General features: G+C 73.3%; 18 protein-coding genes, 1 tRNA gene and 1 pseudogene. 4 read left to right on the top strand and 16 right to left on the bottom strand.

Annotated features, from left to right (window positions below; translation table 11 throughout):
- Positions 1 to 176: 176 nt before the first annotated feature.
- A tRNA-Arg gene (locus tag AC5WRL_RS21330) sits at positions 177 to 252 on the top strand.
- A 100-nt stretch (positions 253 to 352) separates the two neighbouring features.
- Here AC5WRL_RS21330 and AC5WRL_RS21325 read toward each other — a convergent pair.
- From AC5WRL_RS21325 to tsaB, 8 genes and pseudogenes are all read right to left on the bottom strand, one after another.
- Complete coding sequence (locus tag AC5WRL_RS21325) at positions 353 to 1,963, bottom strand: MFS transporter (protein ID WP_496090220.1); 1,611 nt, start codon at positions 1,961 to 1,963, stop codon at positions 353 to 355.
- Between the two features lie 144 nt (positions 1,964 to 2,107).
- The gene (locus AC5WRL_RS21320) at positions 2,108 to 2,749 is read right to left on the bottom strand and encodes a TetR family transcriptional regulator (RefSeq protein ID WP_496090295.1); all 642 of its coding nucleotides are present in this window, start codon (positions 2,747 to 2,749) and stop codon (positions 2,108 to 2,110) included.
- Positions 2,750 to 2,935: 186 nt separating this feature from the next.
- Positions 2,936 to 3,268, bottom strand: a pseudogene (locus AC5WRL_RS21315) (methylated-DNA--[protein]-cysteine S-methyltransferase); the annotation flags it as partial.
- Between the two features lie 105 nt (positions 3,269 to 3,373).
- Positions 3,374 to 4,564 (bottom strand): mandelate racemase/muconate lactonizing enzyme family protein, encoded by a 1,191-nt coding sequence (locus tag AC5WRL_RS21310; RefSeq protein ID WP_496090219.1) that lies wholly within the window; start codon positions 4,562 to 4,564, stop codon positions 3,374 to 3,376.
- Positions 4,561 to 4,806, bottom strand: a complete 246-nt coding sequence (locus AC5WRL_RS21305; RefSeq protein WP_496090218.1) for a hypothetical protein — start codon at positions 4,804 to 4,806, stop codon at positions 4,561 to 4,563. The genes AC5WRL_RS21310 and AC5WRL_RS21305 overlap by 4 nt, the downstream gene beginning before the upstream one ends.
- Complete coding sequence (gene tsaD / locus AC5WRL_RS21300; RefSeq protein ID WP_496090217.1) at positions 4,803 to 5,927, bottom strand: tRNA (adenosine(37)-N6)-threonylcarbamoyltransferase complex transferase subunit TsaD; 1,125 nt, start codon at positions 5,925 to 5,927, stop codon at positions 4,803 to 4,805. The genes AC5WRL_RS21305 and tsaD overlap by 4 nt, the downstream gene beginning before the upstream one ends.
- Positions 5,928 to 5,940: 13 nt before the next feature.
- A complete protein-coding gene (gene rimI, locus AC5WRL_RS21295) occupies positions 5,941 to 6,444 on the bottom strand; it encodes a ribosomal protein S18-alanine N-acetyltransferase (protein WP_496090216.1) in 504 nt (167 codons plus the stop codon).
- The gene (tsaB, locus tag AC5WRL_RS21290) at positions 6,441 to 7,091 is read right to left on the bottom strand and encodes a tRNA (adenosine(37)-N6)-threonylcarbamoyltransferase complex dimerization subunit type 1 TsaB (RefSeq protein WP_496090294.1); all 651 of its coding nucleotides are present in this window, start codon (positions 7,089 to 7,091) and stop codon (positions 6,441 to 6,443) included. Before tsaB ends, rimI begins: the two co-directional genes overlap by 4 nt.
- Before the next feature lie 109 nt (positions 7,092 to 7,200).
- Here tsaB and AC5WRL_RS21285 point away from each other — a divergent pair, with 109 nt between their 5' ends.
- Positions 7,201 to 7,800 (top strand): L,D-transpeptidase, encoded by a 600-nt coding sequence (locus AC5WRL_RS21285; RefSeq protein WP_496090215.1) that lies wholly within the window; start codon positions 7,201 to 7,203, stop codon positions 7,798 to 7,800.
- On the opposite strand, the gene tsaE is transcribed toward AC5WRL_RS21285, so the two are convergent.
- Positions 7,797 to 8,297 (bottom strand): tRNA (adenosine(37)-N6)-threonylcarbamoyltransferase complex ATPase subunit type 1 TsaE, encoded by a 501-nt coding sequence (gene tsaE / locus AC5WRL_RS21280; protein WP_496090214.1) that lies wholly within the window; start codon positions 8,295 to 8,297, stop codon positions 7,797 to 7,799. The two genes, AC5WRL_RS21285 and tsaE, sit on opposite strands and share 4 nt — an antisense overlap.
- A 10-nt stretch (positions 8,298 to 8,307) precedes the next feature.
- Positions 8,308 to 9,465 carry an alanine racemase gene (gene alr / locus AC5WRL_RS21275; RefSeq protein WP_496090213.1) on the bottom strand — a complete coding sequence of 386 codons (1,158 nt, stop codon included), beginning with the start codon at positions 9,463 to 9,465 and terminating at the stop codon, positions 8,308 to 8,310.
- A gap of 50 nt (positions 9,466 to 9,515) precedes the next feature.
- On the opposite strand from alr, the gene AC5WRL_RS21270 reads away from it, so the two are divergent.
- Entirely contained in the window at positions 9,516 to 11,054 is a 1,539-nt protein-coding gene (locus AC5WRL_RS21270; protein ID WP_496090212.1) for an NAD(P)H-hydrate dehydratase, read from the top strand.
- Between the two features lie 163 nt (positions 11,055 to 11,217).
- Here the strand turns inward: AC5WRL_RS21270 and AC5WRL_RS21265 are convergent, their stop codons facing one another.
- Positions 11,218 to 11,586 carry a holo-ACP synthase gene (locus tag AC5WRL_RS21265; protein WP_496090211.1) on the bottom strand — a complete coding sequence of 123 codons (369 nt, stop codon included), beginning with the start codon at positions 11,584 to 11,586 and terminating at the stop codon, positions 11,218 to 11,220.
- A complete protein-coding gene (locus tag AC5WRL_RS21260) occupies positions 11,583 to 12,320 on the bottom strand; it encodes a glucosamine--fructose-6-phosphate aminotransferase (protein WP_496090210.1) in 738 nt (245 codons plus the stop codon). The genes AC5WRL_RS21265 and AC5WRL_RS21260 overlap by 4 nt, the downstream gene beginning before the upstream one ends.
- A 69-nt stretch (positions 12,321 to 12,389) precedes the next feature.
- Between AC5WRL_RS21260 and coaA the strand changes: the two genes are divergently transcribed.
- Positions 12,390 to 13,334, top strand: a complete 945-nt coding sequence (coaA, locus tag AC5WRL_RS21255; protein WP_496090209.1) for a type I pantothenate kinase — start codon at positions 12,390 to 12,392, stop codon at positions 13,332 to 13,334.
- Positions 13,335 to 13,353: 19 nt separating this feature from the next.
- On the opposite strand, the gene glmM is transcribed toward coaA, so the two are convergent.
- The 4 genes from glmM to AC5WRL_RS21235 all read right to left on the bottom strand — a co-directional run bounded on the left by glmM (position 13,354) and on the right by AC5WRL_RS21235 (position 17,659).
- Positions 13,354 to 14,718 (bottom strand): phosphoglucosamine mutase, encoded by a 1,365-nt coding sequence (glmM, locus tag AC5WRL_RS21250; RefSeq protein ID WP_496090293.1) that lies wholly within the window; start codon positions 14,716 to 14,718, stop codon positions 13,354 to 13,356.
- Positions 14,719 to 14,820: 102 nt separating this feature from the next.
- Entirely contained in the window at positions 14,821 to 15,336 is a 516-nt protein-coding gene (gene rpsI / locus AC5WRL_RS21245) for a 30S ribosomal protein S9 (protein ID WP_496090208.1), read from the bottom strand.
- Positions 15,337 to 15,377: 41 nt separating this feature from the next.
- The gene (gene rplM / locus AC5WRL_RS21240; RefSeq protein WP_030736222.1) at positions 15,378 to 15,821 is read right to left on the bottom strand and encodes a 50S ribosomal protein L13; all 444 of its coding nucleotides are present in this window, start codon (positions 15,819 to 15,821) and stop codon (positions 15,378 to 15,380) included.
- A gap of 218 nt (positions 15,822 to 16,039) precedes the next feature.
- Positions 16,040 to 17,659, bottom strand: a complete 1,620-nt coding sequence (locus tag AC5WRL_RS21235) for an ABC-F family ATP-binding cassette domain-containing protein (protein ID WP_496090207.1) — start codon at positions 17,657 to 17,659, stop codon at positions 16,040 to 16,042.
- Between the last annotated feature and the right edge of the window lie 272 nt (positions 17,660 to 17,931).

The raw sequence follows: 17,931 nt of genomic DNA, 5'->3' as shown, positions 1-17,931 counted from the left end.
CAAGCGATCAAGACATTCATCTGATGTATCATTGGGACGCCGGAGTGCGCACCCCCGCCGTCACCGGCGCCCGGTGGCCCGGCACGGCCTCCCCCCTCCACCGCACGGACCCCGTCACCCGCTGATCACGAGACCACCACCCGCTACACTGACGGCGGTGGTTCACCCACCAGATCGCCCCCGTAGCTCAGGGGATAGAGCACGGCTCTCCTAAAGCCGGTGTCGCAGGTTCGAATCCTGCCGGGGGCACCAGCACATGAACATGAAGCCGCTCCGGCCGGGATCCCGGCCGGAGCGGCTGCTTTCCCGGACGCGGCCCCGCGAAGATCCGAAAGAGCCGGCCCAGCCGGGCCTAGACGGCCGAGTCGGCGCGTTCCGCTTCCCGGGGCTGCTCGTCCGGCGCCGGCCGCCGCTTCGAGGCGTGCCGGCCGGGGAGTACGGCCAGGACGATCATCGTGCCGGCCGCCATGATGATGCCGCCGATGAGGCTGGTGGTCGCGACGCCCTGGGCGAAGGCGGTGTGCACGGCGTCCAGCAGAGCCTGGCCCTGCTGGACGCCGCCGGCCGGGTCCTGGGCGACGCGCTCGGCGACCGCCAGGCCGCCGCCCACCGAATCCTTGGCCGTCTCCAGGGCCTCCGGCGGCAGCTGACCGCCCGCCAGTTCGGTGAGTTCGTCGCGGTAGGCGGTGCCCAGCAGCGAGCCGAGCACCGCGATGCCCAGTGCGCCGCCCAACTCCAGCGCCGTGTCGTTGGCGCCGCCGCCCACGCCCAGTTCGGACTCGGGGAAGGTGCCCATGATGGTGTCGGTGGCCGGCGAGACGCTCAGCCCGATCGCGAGGCCGAGCAGCACCATCGGCACCAGGAAGTCGGGGTACGCCGAGCCCTTGTCGACGAGCACCAGCAGGAAGACGCCCACCGTACCGATGGCCATGCCGGCCGACACCATCACCTTGACGCCGAGCCGCGGGGTCAGCCACCCGGTGGCCGCCGCCCCCACGAAGACCGCGCCGGCCAGCGGCAGCAGCAGCACGCCGGTCTCCAGCGGGCCGTAACCGAGCACGAACTGCAAGAACTGCGTGGCGTAGTAGATCGCGCCGAAGGTGCCGAAGAAGAAGAACAGCACCGCGATCATCGAGCCGCTGAAGGAGCGCAGCCCGAACTTGCGTACATCCAGCATCGGCTGGGGGTGCCGCAGTTCCCACCCCACGAAGGCGGCGAGCCCCACGACCGCCGCCACGGCGGCGGTCACCGGTCCGGCGCCCCAGCCGAAGTGCGGGCCCTCGATGGCCGCGTACACCAGGCTGCCGACCGAGACGATGGACAGCAGCCCGCCCACGTAGTCGATCCGGCCCATGCCCCGGGCCTTCGACGGCGGTACCAGGAGCAGTGCGCCGATGACGGCGGCGCCCGCGATCGGCACGTTGATCAGGAAGGTGGCGCCCCAGGTGTGGCTCTCCAGCAGCCGGCCGGCGAGCAGCGGGCCGGCGGCGATGGCGAGTCCCGAGGTGGCGGTCCAGGCGGTGATGGCGCGGGACCGTTCGCCGCGCGGGAAGGTCGCGACCAGGAGCGACAGCGTGGCGGGCATGACGACGGCGGCGCCGACCCCCATGATCGCGCGGGCCGCGATGACCGTCCCCGTCGCGTCGGCGACGGTGCCCAGCACCGAGCCGCCGGCGAAGATCAGCAGCCCGGTGATCAGCGCCCCGCGCCGGCTGTACTTGTCGCCCAGCGCGCCCAGCACCAGCATCAGCGCGGCGTACGGGACGGTGTAGCCGTCGATGACCCACTGGAGATCGCTGCTGGTGAGGCCGAGTTCCCGGGTCATGTCCGGGGCGGCGACGATCAGCGAGGTGTTCGCCATGACCACGACCAGCAGGCTCAGGCAGAGCACCAGCAGGGCCCACCAGCGCCGGGTGTAGGGCCCGGTCATCCTCTCCACGGGGGTGGTTGCGAGCAGGGGCATCGAAGGCTCCTCGGGAACGGATTTAATTGCCCATCGATGAGCAGATTAAATTATTGCCCGTGGACGTGCAAATATCCTGCGAGCGGGCAGCCCGAAGCCACCCGTGCACCAGCTCGGATCGCCCCCGCGGGGGCAGCTGCGCCGTCAGCCCCCGGCAGCGGGCGTACCCGGCGCGATCGCGGCGACCACCACGCGCGCCCGCTGCTCCGGCACCCCGGCCGAGATCAGCGTGGCCACCGCCACCCGGCGCCCGTCATCCGCCAGCTCCCCGGTGTTCACCGCCTCCAGCAGCGCTGGCGTCATCGCCTCCAGCGCCGCGCTGAGCGCGGTGGCCGGCAGATGGGAGTGGAAGACGCCGTCCCGCTGCCCGCGCTCCAGAATGGACCGCACCGCATCCCGGGCCGGCGCCAGAATCGTGGCCACCCGATCGGCACCCAGATCCCGCCGGGCCAGCGCCAGCAGCAGCCGGTACCGGTCCCCGATCGGCCACATCGCGAACACGCTGTGCGCCAGCGCCCGCTCCGGCGGCTCCGCCGCCAGCTCCGCGCCGGCCGCCACCGCCCCGCGGATCGCCTCGGCCGCCTCCTCCGCCAGCGCCTCCAGCAGCGCCGCCCGCCCGGGGAAGTGCCCGAACAAGGTGCGCCGCACTACCCCGGCGGCCTGCGCCAGCTCCTCCAGCGTCACATCGGGGTTGCGCCCCAACTCCCGCCGGGCCGTGGCCAGAATGCGCGCCCGGTTGGAACGCGCGTTGCGGCGCTGCGGCTCACGGGCCACGGGCTTGGACACGGCATCAACCTCGGCGGAATCACGGAGCAGGACGGATGTCCCACCCATGGTGACACGCCCGCCGAACCACCCATCGGCCCCCGGCGGACCGGCCCAGAACAGCCGGCCGTCCGTGGCCTCGGCCGGCTCCTCCAGATCCAGCCGGAAGCGTTTGCGCTCCAGACCGCCCGCGTAGCCGGTGAGACTGCCGTCCGCGCCCACCACCCGGTGGCAGGGCACGACGACCGAGATCGGGTTGCGGGCGTTGGCCGCGCCCACCGTCCCCCAGACTTCGTCCGGGAGGGGCCCCCGGGACAGCGACACCTCGCCCAGCTCGCGCGCCAGCTGCCCGTACGAGCGCCGCCCGCCGTACGGAATCTCCCTCAGCAGCCGCCACACCCGGAGCTGGAACGCGTTGCCGCGCGGGGCCAGCGGCAGGCCGAAGCGGGTGCGGTCGCCCGCGAAGTACTCGCCCAACTGCTCGCGCACCGCCTCGAAGCCGCCGGCCACCCGCGCGCCCAGCGCCTCGGCGGGCGGCATCCGCAGATGCCGCGCGAAGTACAGCCCGGTCAGCGCCCCGCCCTCCCCGGCCACCGCGGTCAGCGGCCCCAGCGGCGGAGTCGATGACCGTGTGCGCCACGGAACTCACGCCCGTACCTCCACGGCGCACTCCGCCAGCCGGTGCGCCCGCACCCACTCCTCGTCCACGGTCACCCCCAGACCCGGCCCGCCAGGAATGACGACCCGGCCCTCACGAGTGGGCCGCAGCGGCTCGGTGAGGACGCCCTCGCACAGCGGGTTGTGGCCCCGGTCGAACTCGAAGATCAGGGGTTCGCCGGTGCCCGCGCCGTACGGGGCGTCCGACACCGCCGACAGCAGCTGGAGCGTGGCGGCCTGCGCCACGCCCGTACCCCAGCAGTGCGGGGACAGCCGCAGATTCCAGGCGGCGGCCATGGCGCGGATCGCCTGCGCCTCGGTGAACCCGCCGCACTTGGCGACATCCGGCTGCACGATGTCCAGGTGTCGGCCCGCGATCGGATCGCGGAACCCGTAGCGGGTGTACAGCGCCTCGCCGCCGGCCAGCGGCGGCAACCCGCGGGCAGCGGCGGCGGCGCGCAGTTCGCGGTAGCCGGCGTGGTCGTGCGGCGGCACCGGCTCCTCCACCCAGTACGGGTCCAGGTCGCGCAGCCGCTCGATGGAGCGGCGGGCGTCGGCCGCGGTGGCGTTGGCGTTGTAGTCCACGATCACCAGCCCGGTGTCGCCGAAGACCTCCCGGGCCACCTGGGTACGGGCCCGGTCCGCGTCCGGGGCGAGACCGATCTTGATCTTGACGGCGCGGAACCCCTCGGCGGCGTTGCCGGCCAGCACGGCGCGCAGTTCACCGAGGTCCCGGCCGGGGGTGACATAGCCGCTGGAGGCGTACGCGGCGACGCTGTCCCGCAGCCGCCCGCCGAGCAGTTCGCCGACCGGCACCGAGAACGTACGGGCCTGGGCGTCCCACAGCGCGATGTCGAGGCCGCTGAGCGCGGCCACCTGAGGACCGCCGGTGGTGTGGTGGTAGCCGGTGGAGAGCGCGTCGAGGATGCGGTGTTCGCGTACGGCCGCCGGCGCACCCAGCAGCGCGGCGCCGAACTCGGCGAGGAACGGCGCCACTTGGCGGGGCGGCCCGAAGGACTCGCCCCAGCCGGCGACCCCGTCGGAGGTGGTGACCTTGACCAACGTGGCGACCCGCCGGTCGCCCAGCGTCTTGGCGGTGCCGTAACCGCCGTTCGGCAGCGGCACCTCCAGCGGGAAGGTCTCGACGCCGATGACCCGGGGCCGGTCGGGGCGACTCACTCGGGGACCTGCTCGAACCGCCAGCGGTGCACCGGCCGGTGCAGCAACCCGGCCGGGGGGTCGGGCAGTTCGGCCAGGTCCTGGCCCTCCCACCAGGTGATGACGAGCACCCGGTCGGCGGCGGCCGTGAACGTCTCCCGCCGGGCCGGTGCCGGGTCGAGCGCCTGCCCACGCGCCCAGGCGAGCAGTTCGGCGCCCCGCCCCTCGGCCGCGCGGGCCTCCCACATGAGGGTGGTGGTCATCCCTGCCCCCCGTACAGATTGGCGGCACTCAGCTCATGCACATGGGAATGCGCGGGGGAATGCGGGTGGGAGTGCTCCTGGCCCGGGATGTGGGTCTCGGTCACCGGCAGCGAGGAATCCGCCGGCAGCTCCAGCCCGGAGGCGGGCCGGTTGCGCGCCACCATCTCCGCCCCGAGCGCAGCCACCATCGCCCCGTTGTCGGTGCACAGCTTCGGCCGGGGCACCCGCAGCGTGATCCCGGCGGCGTCGCAGCGCTCCTGCGCCATCGCCCGCAGCCGCGAATTCGCCGCCACCCCGCCACCGATCATCAGATGATCCACGCCCTGCTCCTTGCAGGCCCGGACCGCCTTACGAGTCAGCACATCGGTGACCGCCTCCTGGAACGAGGCCGCCACATCCGCCACCGGCACCGGCTCCCCGGCCCGGCGCTTCGCCTCGACCCAGCGGGCCACCGAGGTCTTCAGCCCGGAGAAGGAGAAGTCGAACGGCGCGTCCCGCGGCCCGGTCAGCCCGCGCGGGAAGCGGATCGCCTCCGGATCGCCGTCCCGCGCGTACCGGTCGATCACCGGACCACCCGGGAAACCGAGCCCCAGCACCCGCGCCACCTTGTCGAACGCCTCCCCCGCCGCGTCGTCGATCGTCGCGCCCAGCGGCCGGACATCACAGGTGATGTCCGGCGCCAGCAGCAGCGAGGAGTGCCCGCCGGACACCAGCAGCGCCATCGTCGGCTCGGGCAGCGGACCGTGCTCCAGCTGATCCACGCAGATGTGCGAGGCGAGGTGGTTCACGCCGTACAGCGGCTTGCCCAGCGCGTACGCGTACGCCTTCGCCGCCGAGACCCCCACCAGCAGCGCGCCGGCCAGCCCGGGCCCGGCGGTCACCGCGATGCCGTCCAGGTCGCTCGCCGCGATCCCGGCCTCCTTCAGCGCCCGGTCGATCGTCGGGACCATCGCCTCCAGGTGCGCCCGGCTGGCGATCTCCGGCACCACCCCGCCGTACCTGGCGTGGTCGTCGACGCTCGACGCCACGGCGTCGGCGAGCAGCGTGGTGCCGCGTACGATCCCCACGCCGGTCTCGTCGCAGGAGGTCTCGATGCCCAGCACGAGCGGTTCGTCTGCCATCTCTGTCTTGCTCTCAGCTCTCGTCGTGGTGGTCGTGCGCTGCCGTCCGCCGCATCACCAGCGCGTCATGGTTGCCCGGCTGGTAGTAGCCGGGTCTGATGCCCAGCGGTTCGAAGCCGAACCGGGTGTACAGCCGCTGGGCCCGCGCGTTGTCCACCCGCACTTCAAGGAACACCTCACCGCAGCCGGCCGCCTCGGCGGCGGACAGCAGTTCGGTGAGCAGCCGGGCGCCGAGCCCGGTGCCCTGCCGGTCGGGGGCCACCGCGATGGTCTGCACATCGGCCTGGTCCCCGGCCACCGCCAGCCCCGCGTACCCGGCGGGTCTCCCGCCGGGTACGGCCGGATCCTCGGCGACCACATAGTGCCTGCTGCACCGGGGGCCCCCGGTGAGCGCCAGCTCGGACCAGAACATCCCCGGCGTCCAGGCGTCCTCGGGAAACACCTGGTGTTCCAGAGCCAGCACCGGTTCGATGTCCCACCAGCGCATCGCGCGCAGCGCGAGGCCGCCGCCGGTCATGGGGTGACGACCTTGTACCCGGCCGGCACCTGGGCGTCCGGCCGGCGCAGATAGAGCGGACGCGGCGGCTCAAGCTCCTCGCCGGCCGCCAGCCGCTCGGCGGCCAGCGCCGCGAGCGCACCGGCGCAGGCATGCTGCGGCAGCTCGCGCCGAACGTCGCCGAAGACCTCCGCGTACAGCACGGCCCCGGCCCCGACGGCGGGCAGCGCGGTCACCTCGGCCGGCAGTTCCCCGGCCCGGCCCACGGCGGGACCCTCGGCGCGGGTACGGGCGTCGGCGTAGCGCGCCCAGTACACCTCTTTGCGCCGGGCGTCGGTGGCCACCACGAACTCCCCGGTGAGCCCGGCCGCACCGGCCGCGTACGCGATGCCGTCCAGCGTGCACAGCCCGTACACCGGCACCGACCTGGCCGCCCCGAGCGCGGCAGCCGTCACCAGCCCGACCCGCAGACCGGTGTACGGGCCGGGCCCGTTGCCCACCACCAGGCCGGTGACCTCGCTGATCTTCCGCCCGGCGGTGGTCAGCACCCGGTCCACGGCGGGCATCAGCAGTTCGCCGTGCCGGCGCGCGTCGACCTGTTCCCAGGAGGCGAGCACCCGGCCCTCCCCGTACAGCGCGACAGTGACGGCGGGGGTGGCGGTATCCATGGAAAGCAGCAGCACGTCAGCAAGCGTACGGTCTCATCGGCCCGGCCATGCGGCTGATAGCGTCACCACAGGCTTCCCCGGCATCCCCGCGAAAGGCGGCAGCACAACCGTGGCGCGCAGTCACTCACGCTCCCGGCCCGGCCCGACCGTGGCCGCGCTCACCGCCCTGGCCCTCGCCGTGGTCGCGTTCTTCGCCTACCAGGCGAACGCGGCCCCCGACCACCCCGGCGCCGTGGGGAAACCCGACCCCACCCCGGCCGAGGAAATAGTGCCGGACAAGCCCACCGAGACCGACCCGGCCGAGCAGAACCCCGCGCTGCCCGCCGACTCCGGCGAGGGCGTACGGGTGGTCTACTCGCTGTCCGCGCAGCGCCTGTGGCTGGTGGCGGAGGCCCTGGACGGCCTGGGCGAGGAGGTGCTGCACACCTACCCGGCTCACCGCTCCACGGTCGACCCCGAGCCGGGCGCGTACCAGGTCACCTCCCGCTCGGAGGCCATCCCCGGCTCGGACGGGGTACCGATCCAGCATGTGGTGGTCTTCCACACCAACGCCGACGGCATCGTCTTCGGCTTCTCGGCCGCCGTGGACGGCTCCCTGCCCGACCCCTCCGCCCAGGCCCGCACCGGCGGCATCCGCCAGTCCCCCGAGGACAGCCCCCGCCTGTGGGACTTCGCCGAGGTGGGCACCCCCGTGGTGGTCGTTCCTTAAGCGTCCGGGCCGGGCGACAACTCGGCCGGCTCCACCCCGGCCCACCGCTCCCCGACCCCGGTGAACGTGACCGTCCGGGCGTCCTCGCCGTCCTGGGCGATGGCGATGTGCAGCCGGTCCCCGGACAGTTCCTCGACCTTGCCCTCACCCCACTCGACGACGATCACGGACTCGGGGAGCGAGACATCGAGGTCGAGGTCCTCCATCTCCTCCAGCCCGCCGCCCAGCCGGTAGGCGTCCACATGCACCAGCGGCGGCCCGTCCGCCAGGGACGGGTGCACCCGGGCGATGACAAAGGTCGGCGAGGTCACCGCCCCCCGCACCCCCAGGGCCTCCCCGATACCCCGGGTCAGCGTGGTCTTCCCGGCACCGAGATCACCGCTGAGCACCAGCAGATCCCCGGCCCGCAGCAGCGCCCCGAGCCGGCGCCCCAGCGCCGTCATCCGCTCGGGTCCGTGAACGGTGATCCGGGTGCCCTCTCCGGCAGACGTCGTCATGTTCTGGATGCTACGCGCCACCGGCGGCGTAGACCCGCGGCACCCGGACACCGATCCGGGTGACGATCTCATAACCGATCGTGCCGGTGGCCCGCGCCCAGTCCTCGGCGGTGGGCTCCCCGCCGTCCCCCGGCCCGAACAGCACCGCCTCGTCGCCTGCCTCGGCCAGATCGCCGCCGAGATCGACCACGAACTGGTCCATCGCCACCCGCCCGGCCACCGTCCGCCACTTCCCGGCCACCAGCACCGGGCCGCTGCCGGACGCGTGCCGGGGAACACCGTCCGCGTACCCGGCCGGCACCAGCGCCAAAGTGGTCGCCCCGGGGGTGACGTACTGGTGGCCGTAGCTGACGCCATGGCCCCCCGGCACCCGCTTCACCAGTGCCAGCCGCGCCCGCAGCGTCATCACCGGCCGCAGCCCGAAGTCCTGCGGCGCGCCGACCTCCGGCGAGGGCGACAGACCGTAGACCGCGATCCCGGGCCGCACCAGGTCGTAATGGCTGCCGGGCAGGGTGAGGGTGGCGGGCGAATTCGCGAAGTGCCGCACCTCGGGCCGGATCCCGGCCCGCTCGGCGACCGCCAGCGCCGCCCGGAACGCGTCCTGCTGGGCGGCGATGGAGGGATGCCCCGGCTCGTCGGCGCACGCGAAGTGCGACCACAGCCCGGTGACCACCACCGTGCCCTCGGCCTCCGCCTCCCGGGCGGCGGCGACCAGGTCCGGCCAGTCGGCCGGCTGGCAGCCGTTGCGCCCCAGACCCGTGTCCACCTTGAGGTGCACCCGGGCGGTCCGGCCACTGGCCCGGGCCGCCGCGATGATCTCGCTGAGCGCCCAGCGCGCGCTCGCCGAGACATCGACGTCCGCCTCGATGGCCTCCCGCCACGGCCCGCCGGGCGTCCACAGCCAGCACAGCAGCCGCCCGGCGTCCCCGGCCGCCCGCAGCGCCAGCGCCTCCTGCGGGGTGGCGGTGCCCAGCCAGGCCGCCCCGGCATCCCGCGCCGCCCGGGCGCAGGGCACCAGACCGTGCCCATAGGCGTCGGCCTTGACCACGGCCATCACCTGCGCCCCGCCGACCGCCCGCTCACGCAGCACCCGGACGTTGGACCGCAGCGCGGCCAGATCGATCTCGGCACGCAGCCGGGCACATTCCGGCGGCAATTGGTCGCTCATGGGCTCAAGTGTCGCAGGAGAGAACTCCCGCTCTGCCGCAGACTGGGCCCATGAGGACCGCTTACCGCGTGGAGACCGTACGGGCCGCCGAAGGCGCCCTCATGACCCGGCTGCCCGAGGGCACCCTGATGGCCCGCGCGGCGGCCGGCCTGGCCACCGCCTGCGCCACCCTGCTGACGGCGGCCCCCGGCCCGCCCGCCCACCGGCCCACCCGCACCGCCCGGCTGTACGGCGCCCGGGTGGCCCTGCTGGTGGGCAGCGGTGACAACGGCGGCGACGCGCTGTACGCCGGCGCCCGGCTGGCGCACCGGGGTGCGGCGGTCACCGCCGTGCTGCTGTCCCCCGACCGGGCGCACCCGGCCGGCCTGGCCGCTCTGCGCCGGGCCGGCGGCCGGGCCCTCACCGTGGCGGATTCGTCATCCGTGTCCTCCCTTCTGCGGTTCGCCGATCTGGTGGTGGACGGCATCGTGGGCATCGGCGGCCGGGGTGGGCTGCGCCCCGACGCCGCCCACCTGGCCCAGCGGGTGGCCGAGGCCGGCGCCCCGGTGGTGGCGGTCGATCTGCCCAGCGGCATCGACCCGGACAGCGGCGAGGTGAAAGGACCGGCCGTGCGCGCCCGGCTGACCATCACCTTCGGCACCCTCAAGCCGGGTCTGCTGGTGGACCCGGCCCTCACCCATGCCGGCGAGGTGCACCTCGTCGACATCGGCCTGGCCCCGTACCTGCCGGCCGTCCCGGAGCTGGCCGCCCTGGAGCCCGCCGATGTGGCCGCCCTGCTGCCCCGGCCCACCGCCGAGAGCGACAAGTACCGGCGCGGCGTGGTGGGTGTCGCCGCCGGCTCCGCCCGCTACCCCGGGGCCGCCGTGCTGTGCGTGGCCGGTGCCCTGCACGGCGGGGCGGGCGCCGTCCGCTACGCCGGTCCGGCGGGCGATCACGTGCTCGCCCGTTACCCGGAGACGCTGGTCTCCTCCGGGTCCCCCCACCGGGCCGGCCGGGTGCAGTCCTGGGTGGTGGGCCCAGGGCTGGGCGAGGAGCCCGCTGCCCGGGAGATCGTGGCGGACGTGCTGGCCACCGAGGTGCCGGTGCTGGTGGACGCGGACGGTCTGCGCGCGCTCGACCCCGACCGGCTGCGTACCCGCGAGGCACCTACCCTGCTCACCCCGCACGCGGGCGAGGCAGCGGCCCTGCTGGGCACCACCCGGGAGCGGGTGGAGTCCGCACGACTGGCCGCCGTGCGCGAACTGTCCCAGCGCTATGGGGCAACGGTGCTGCTGAAGGGATCCACCACCCTGATCGCCGACCCCGACCCCCGGGGCCCGGTCCGCGCGAACCCCACCGGAACCCCCTGGCTCGCCACCGCCGGCAGTGGCGATGTGCTCTCCGGGCTGGCCGGCTCGCTCCTCGCCTCGGGCCTTTCCGCCCTCGACGCGGCCTCCGCAGCGGCCTATCTCCATGGCCTGGCCGGCTCCCTGGCGCCCACCCCGCCCAGCGCCACCACCGTCGCCGACGCCCTCCCCCGGGCCTGGGCCCGCGTCATCGGCACCGACCGGGCGGCATCATCACCCGCATCCGCATCCCCCCTTTCCTGACGTCCCCGACCCCCGCACCGATCACCGGCCCCAGCTCGCCGATCCCCGATGTGTGGCCCCCGACTCCCCTCCGTGATCGCCCCCTTGGCGGCCACAACCCAAGACTGCCCCACCCCAGCCGCCCTGCACACCCCTCACCAGCCCACTTCACTCGAACTAGTGATCATCCCTCCGCGATGACAACCGCCGAGGCAACTCCCGCATCGTGACTCAGCGACACATGCCAGGACCGCACCCCCAGCACCGCCGCCCGCTCCGCCACCGTCCCCCGCACCCGCAACCACGGCCGCCCCGAGTCCTCCTGGCAGATCTCCGCGTCCGTCCACCGCAGCCCGCCCGGTGCCCCCAGTGCCTTGGCCAGCGCCTCCTTCGCCGCGAACCGCGCCGCCAGCGAGGCCACCCCCCGCCGTTCCCCGCCCGGCAGCCACAACTCACCCGGCACAAAAAGCCGGTCGGCCAGCTGCGGCGTACGCTCCAGCGACTCCCCGAACCGCGCGATCTCCGCCACATCGATCCCCACGCCCACGATCACGGCGCCACCACCACCCCGCGACCGTCGGTGATCTCCCACCGCACCTCGTCCAACTCCCGCCGCACCAGCACCACCTGATCGCCCTCCAGCACCACCCGCTCCAACCCGCCGACCGCCATCTCCCCCAACGCCCCCAACGCCCCCAACGCCCCCAACGCCCCCAACACCCCCGCGTCCGAGGACACATACACCTCACTGACCCCCGCACCCACCACCAACGGCAGCGCCGCCCCGCCCCCCGCACCCACCACCGTGTCCGGCTCGTCGGCGTGCACCGCCAGCAGCGCGTACTCCCCCCGCAGCCAGCCCCGTACCTGCCGTACCGCCTCCACCAGTTCCCCGCACGAGGAGAACGCCTCCGCCACCCGCCGCGCCACCCGCCCCGCGTCCACGTCCACGTCCGCGTCCGGGTCAGCCGCCGCCAGCACCACCGCCACCCGACCCGCCCCGTCGAGCCCGGGCACGCCCCCGGCCTGCCCGATCCCGCACGCCCCCGCCGGCAACGGCCGCCGCCCCAGCTCGGCCCGCAGCCCGTTCACCCCGCTCAGCCCGCCGGCAACAACCCCGGCCACCCCCAGCCCGCCATCGGCCGACACCGCCACCCCCGCCGCGCCCTCTTCAGCACCGGCACCGGTACCGGAACCGGCACCGGAACCCGTCCAGGCCATGCCCGCCAACAGCACATCCTCGGCCGACCGGCCCGCTACCCCCGCATACCCGACGACGCCACACATGCGGGCAGACTAGCCCGCCCCCACGCCCCCACCACGCCCGGCATGGCCCGCCCCCGCACAATGTTCCCCGTGACCACTTCGCCCCCAGACGTCCCACCCGCCACCCCGTACGTCGATCTCTCGCGCACCGAGTGGAGCGCGCTGCGCGACCGTACGCCCCTCCCCCTCACCGCCGCCGAACTCGACTCCCTGCGCGGCCTGGGCGACGTCATCGACCTCGACGAGGTCCGGGAGATCTACCTCCCCCTCTCCCGTCTCCTCAACCTGCACGTCGCCGCCACCCACCAGCTCCGCAACGCCGTCAGCTCCTTCCTCGGCGGCCCGCAGCCCACCACCCCCTTCGTCATCGGCGTGGCCGGCAGCGTCGCCGTCGGCAAGTCCACCGTCTCCCGCCTCCTCCAGGCGCTCCTCGCCCGCTGGCCCGAGCACCCCGACGTCGCCCGCGTCACCACCGACGGCTTCCTGCTCCCCAAGGCCGAACTCGAACGCCGCGGCCTGATGTCCCGCAAGGGCTTCCCCGAGTCGTACGACCGCCGCGCCCTCACCCGCTTCGTCGCCGACGTCAAGGCCGGCCGCGCCGAGGTCAGCGCCCCGGTGTACTCGCACCTCACCTATGACATCGTCCCCGGCGAGCGGCTCACCGTACGCCGCCCCGACATACTGATCGTCGAGGGCCTCAACGTGCTCCAGCCCGCCGCCCCCGGCCAGGTCGGGCTCGCCGACTACTTCGACTTCTCCGTCTACGTGGACGCCCGCCCCGCCGACATCGAGTCCTGGTACCTGGAGCGGTTCCGCCAACTGCGCGCCACCGCCTTCCAGAACCCCGCCTCCCACTTCCACCGGCACGCGGCCCTGCCCGAGGCCGAGGCCATGGCGTACGCGCTCACCACCTGGCGCACCATCAACGAGCCGAACCTCCGCCAGAACATCGCCCCCACCCGGGGCCGCGCCACCCTCGTGCTGCAAAAGGCGGCGGACCACTCGGTCCGCCGCCTCCGATTGCGCAAAATCTGACCCCACGCGTACGGGGGGGTTACCCCAGCGCCGACTTCACCGCGTCCGCGAGCCCCGACGCCACCGCCCGCGCCTGCGCCGCGTCCGCCGCCTCCACCATCACCCGTACCAGCGGCTCGGTCCCGGAGGGCCGCAGCAGTACCCGCCCGGTCGCCCCCAGCTGCCGCTCCGCGTCCGTCACCGCGTCCGCCAGCTCCGGCGACCGCCCCACCCGCGCCTTGTCCACGTCCGGCACATTGATCAGCACCTGCGGCAGCCGCTCCATCACCGCGCCCAGCTCCGCCAGCGTCCGCCCGGTGGCCGCCACCCGCGCCGCCAGCAGCAGCCCGGTCAGCGTGCCGTCGCCGGTCGTCGCGTGGTCCGTGACGATCACATGTCCGGACTGCTCACCGCCCAGCGCGTACCCGCCGCGCCGCATCTCCTCCAGTACGTACCGGTCCCCCACCGCCGTCTGGAGCAGCCGCAGCCCCTCCCGCTCCATGGCCAGCGACAGCCCGAGGTTCGACATCACCGTGGCCACCACCGTGTCCGCGCGCAGCGTGCCGGCCTCCCGCATCGCCACGCCCAGCACGGCCAGGATCTGGTCGCCGTCGATCTCCCGGCCGGCGCCGTCCACCGCCAGGCAGCGGTCGGCGTCCCCGTCCACCGCGATCCCGAGGTCCGCGCCGTGCTCCACCACGGCCGCCCGCAGCGGCTCCAGGTGGGTGGAGCCGCACCCCTCGTTGATGTTGAGCCCGTCCGGGTCGGCACCGATCGCCACCACCTCGGCCCCGGCCCGTACGAACGCGTCCGGCGCGACCCGCGCCGCCGCCCCGTGCGCCGTGTCCACCACGATTTTCAGACCGTCGAGCCGGTTCGGCAGCGCGCCCACCAGGTGCGCCACATAGTCATCGGCGCCGGCCCCGTACTCGGTGACCCGTCCGACCCCGGCGCCCACCGGCCGGTCCCACGGCTCGCCCGCCGCGTGCGCGCGGTACGCCGTCTCGATCCGGTCCTCCAGGTCGTCGGCCAGCTTGTGCCCGCCGCGCGCGAAGAACTTGATCCCGTTGTCCGGCATCGGGTTGTGGCTGGCGGACAGCATCACCCCGAAGGCGGCGTCCAGCGCGCCCGTCAGATACGCGACGGCCGGCGTCGGCAGCACGCCCACCCGCACCACGTCCACCCCGGCGCTGGCCAGCCCGGCCACCACCGCAGCCTCCAGGAACTCCCCGGACGCCCGCGGATCGCGCCCGACCACCGCCCTCGGCCGCGTGGGCCGACCGTCACCGGCACTGTCCCCGCTGAGCACGCCCGCCGCCGCCACGGACAGCCCGAGGGCCATCTCGGCCGTCAGATCCGCGTTGGCGATTCCACGCACTCCATCGGTACCGAAGAGTCGTCCCACTGTCATTCCTCCACGTTCACAAGGCTGACCCGCGTCGTTAACCTTATAAAAAGAACGCCCCGACAGCGCGTAAGCACTGTCGGGGCGTCAGCAGCAATCGGATTAGCGCTTGCTGTACTGGGTACCCTTACGGGCCTTCTTCAGACCGGCCTTCTTGCGCTCGACGGCGCGAGCGTCACGGGTCAGGAAGCCGGCCTTCTTCAGCGCGGCGCGGTTGTTGTCCACGTCGGCCTCGTTCAGCGCCCGGGCGACACCCAGCCGCAGCGCACCGGCCTGGCCGGAGACGCCGCCACCGGAGATGCGCGCGACAACGTCGTAGCGCTCGTCCAGCTCAAGCACCTTGAACGGCTCGTTGACTTCCTGCTGGTGCACCTTGTTGGGGAAGTACCCCTCCAGGGTGCGGCCATTGATCTTCCACTTGCCGGTGCCCGGCAGGATGCGCACGCGGGCGATGGCGTTCTTGCGCCGCCCGGTGCCGGCACCCGGGAGCGGCTCGCCGAAGCGCTCGGCGAACTCCTCGTCGGAGGCCACGAACTCCTCCGGCGCGCTCTCGGTGGTGTACTCCTCGACCTCGGGCACCTCGGTGTCGATGGTCTCGTCAGTGGTGGGCTCGGCCACGATTCTCCTCAGATTCTTTTCGTCTTAGGGGGTGGCCGGGACTACTGCGCGACCTGGGTGATCTCGAACGGGACCGGCTGCTGAGCAGCGTGCGGGTGCTGGTCACCCGCGTAGACCTTCAGCTTCGAGAAAACCTGACGGCCGAGCGAGTTCTTCGGGAGCATGCCCTTGATGGCCTTCTCGACGGCCTTCTCGGGGCTCTTCTCCAGCAGCTCGTCGTAGCGGATGGACCGCAGACCACCCGGGTAGCCGGAGTGGCGGTAGGCGAGCTTCTGGGTCCGCTTGTTGCCGGACAGGTGCACCTTCTCGGCGTTGATGATGATGACGAAGTCACCAGTGTCAACGTGCGGCGCGTATACCGGCTTGTGCTTGCCCCGCAGAAGGGTGGCGGCCTGTGAGGCCAGGCGGCCCAGGACGACGTCGGTGGCGTCGATGACGTGCCACTGACGCTGCACGTCTCCGGGCTTGGGGCTGTACGTACGCACGGTCGTAGCCTTCGCTTCTTCAGTGAATGGGTCCTGACAAGGCCACCCGGTGACCGCCGCCGCACCCGGAGCCGGTGACGCATACCGGAGCCGGGACCGCTGGAGAACACCAGATAGACCGGCGCAAGGCCCCTCACGTGAGAACGAGCAAGCCAAACGCATTCGACCAGGCAGATTACCGCCACCGGGCCGCGCCGGTCAAAACGCGGCCCCCACGGCTACCGCTCCCGCACCACCCGGCGCTCGTCCCACACCGGCTCGGCCGTCTCCCGTACCACACCGTCCGACCCGAACACCAGAAAACGATCAAAGGACCGCGCGAACCACCGGTCGTGCGTGACGGCCAGCACCGTCCCCTCGTACGCCTCCAGGCCGGCCTGAAGGGCCTCCGCGCTCTCCAGGTCGAGGTTGTCGGTCGGCTCGTCCAGCAGCAGCGCGGTGCTGCCCACCAGCTCCAGCAGCAGAATCTGGAACCGCGCCTGCTGCCCGCCCGACAGCCGCTCGAAGCGCTGCTCGGCCTGCCGGTCCAGCTCGTAGCGGCGCAGCGCCGACATGGCGGGGCCGCGCGCCTTGGCATGCTCCGTCCACAGGATGTCGAGCAGGGTCCGCCCGAGCAGCTCCGGATGGGCGTGGGTCTGGGCGAAATGCCCGGGCACCACCCGTGCCCCCAGCTTCCACGCCCCGGCATGCTGGACCACGTCCCCGCCCAGCAACCGCAGGAAGTGCGACTTCCCCGACCCGTTGGACCCGAGGACGGCCACCCGCTCCCCGTAGAACACCTCAAGATCGAACGGCCGCATCAGCCCGGTCAGCTCCAGCCCCGCGCAGGTGATCGCCCGCAGCCCGGTCCGCCCGCCGCGCAGCCGCATCCGGATGTCCTGCCGGCGCGGCGGCTCCTGCGGCGGCCCGGCCTCCTCGAACTTCCGCAGCCGGGTCTGCGCCGCCTTGTACCGGCTCGCCATCTCATCGCTGCGCGACGCGTACTGCCGCATGTCCACGACCAGCTTCTTCAGCTGCGCGTGCTTCTCCTCCCAGCGCCGCCGCAGCTCCTCGAACCGCTCGAAGCGCTTCTCCCGGGCCGCGTGGTACGTGTCGAAGCCACCGCCGTGCACCCACACGTCCGACCCGGCGGGCCCCGGCTCCACACTGATGATCTTCTCGGCGGCCCGGGCGAGCAGCTCCCGGTCGTGCGAAACAAACAGAACGGTCTTACGGGTCTCCCGCAGCCGCTCCTCCAGCCAGCGCTTGCCGGGGACGTCCAGATAGTTGTCCGGCTCGTCCAGCAGCAGCACCTGCTCGGGGCCGCGCAGCAGCGCCTCCAGCACCAGCCGCTTCTGCTCCCCACCGGACAGGGTGCGCACCTGCCGCCACTGGGCCCGCTCGTACGGGACGCCCAGCGCCGCCATGGTGCAGATGTCCCACAGCGTCTCCGCCTCGTACCCGCCGGCCTCGCCCCAGTCGGCCAGCGCCTGGGCGTACGCCATCTGCGCGTCCTCGTCGTCCCGGGTCATCACGGCCAGCTCGGCCTCATCGACGGCACCGGCCGCATCCCGCAGCCGCGCCGGGGAGACGCCCACCAGCAGATCCCGCACGGTCCGCTCGTCCCGCACGCTCCCCACGAACTGCGGCATCACCCCAAGACCGCCACTGACGGTGACGGACCCCTCCTCCGGCGTCAGCTCCCCACCGATGAGCCGCAGCAGGGTCGTCTTCCCGGCCCCGTTCCCCCCGACGAGCGCGACGGCGGCCCCTTCCCCCACCCGGAACGACACATCATCGAGCAGCACCCGCCCATCGCCAAGCACGTACTCCAGATGCGCCACCTCAACATGCCCCATGCCCCCATCGTCCCAGCCCGGACGGGCTCACCCAACCGCATTTCCTGCGGTCACGTGCGGGCAACGCAAGGCCGCTGTCCACATGCCCCGTCGTTAGGCCCTGCCAATGGCCTCTCCCCACCGCCAGGCAGCCATTCCGAAGAATCCATGCGACAGAACCGGCCATGAATGCCCGAACCGACCGGTGCGACGGAGCACTCTCCTACACCACGCGCGAGCAGGCTCAGCCTTTCCCTGAGCTGCCCCGAGGCGGGGCCGTCCGCCATCCCCTG

It is taken from the genome of Streptomyces sp. NTD107 (assembly GCF_059510435.1).
This window is presented reverse-complemented; position numbering and strand designations above follow the sequence as displayed.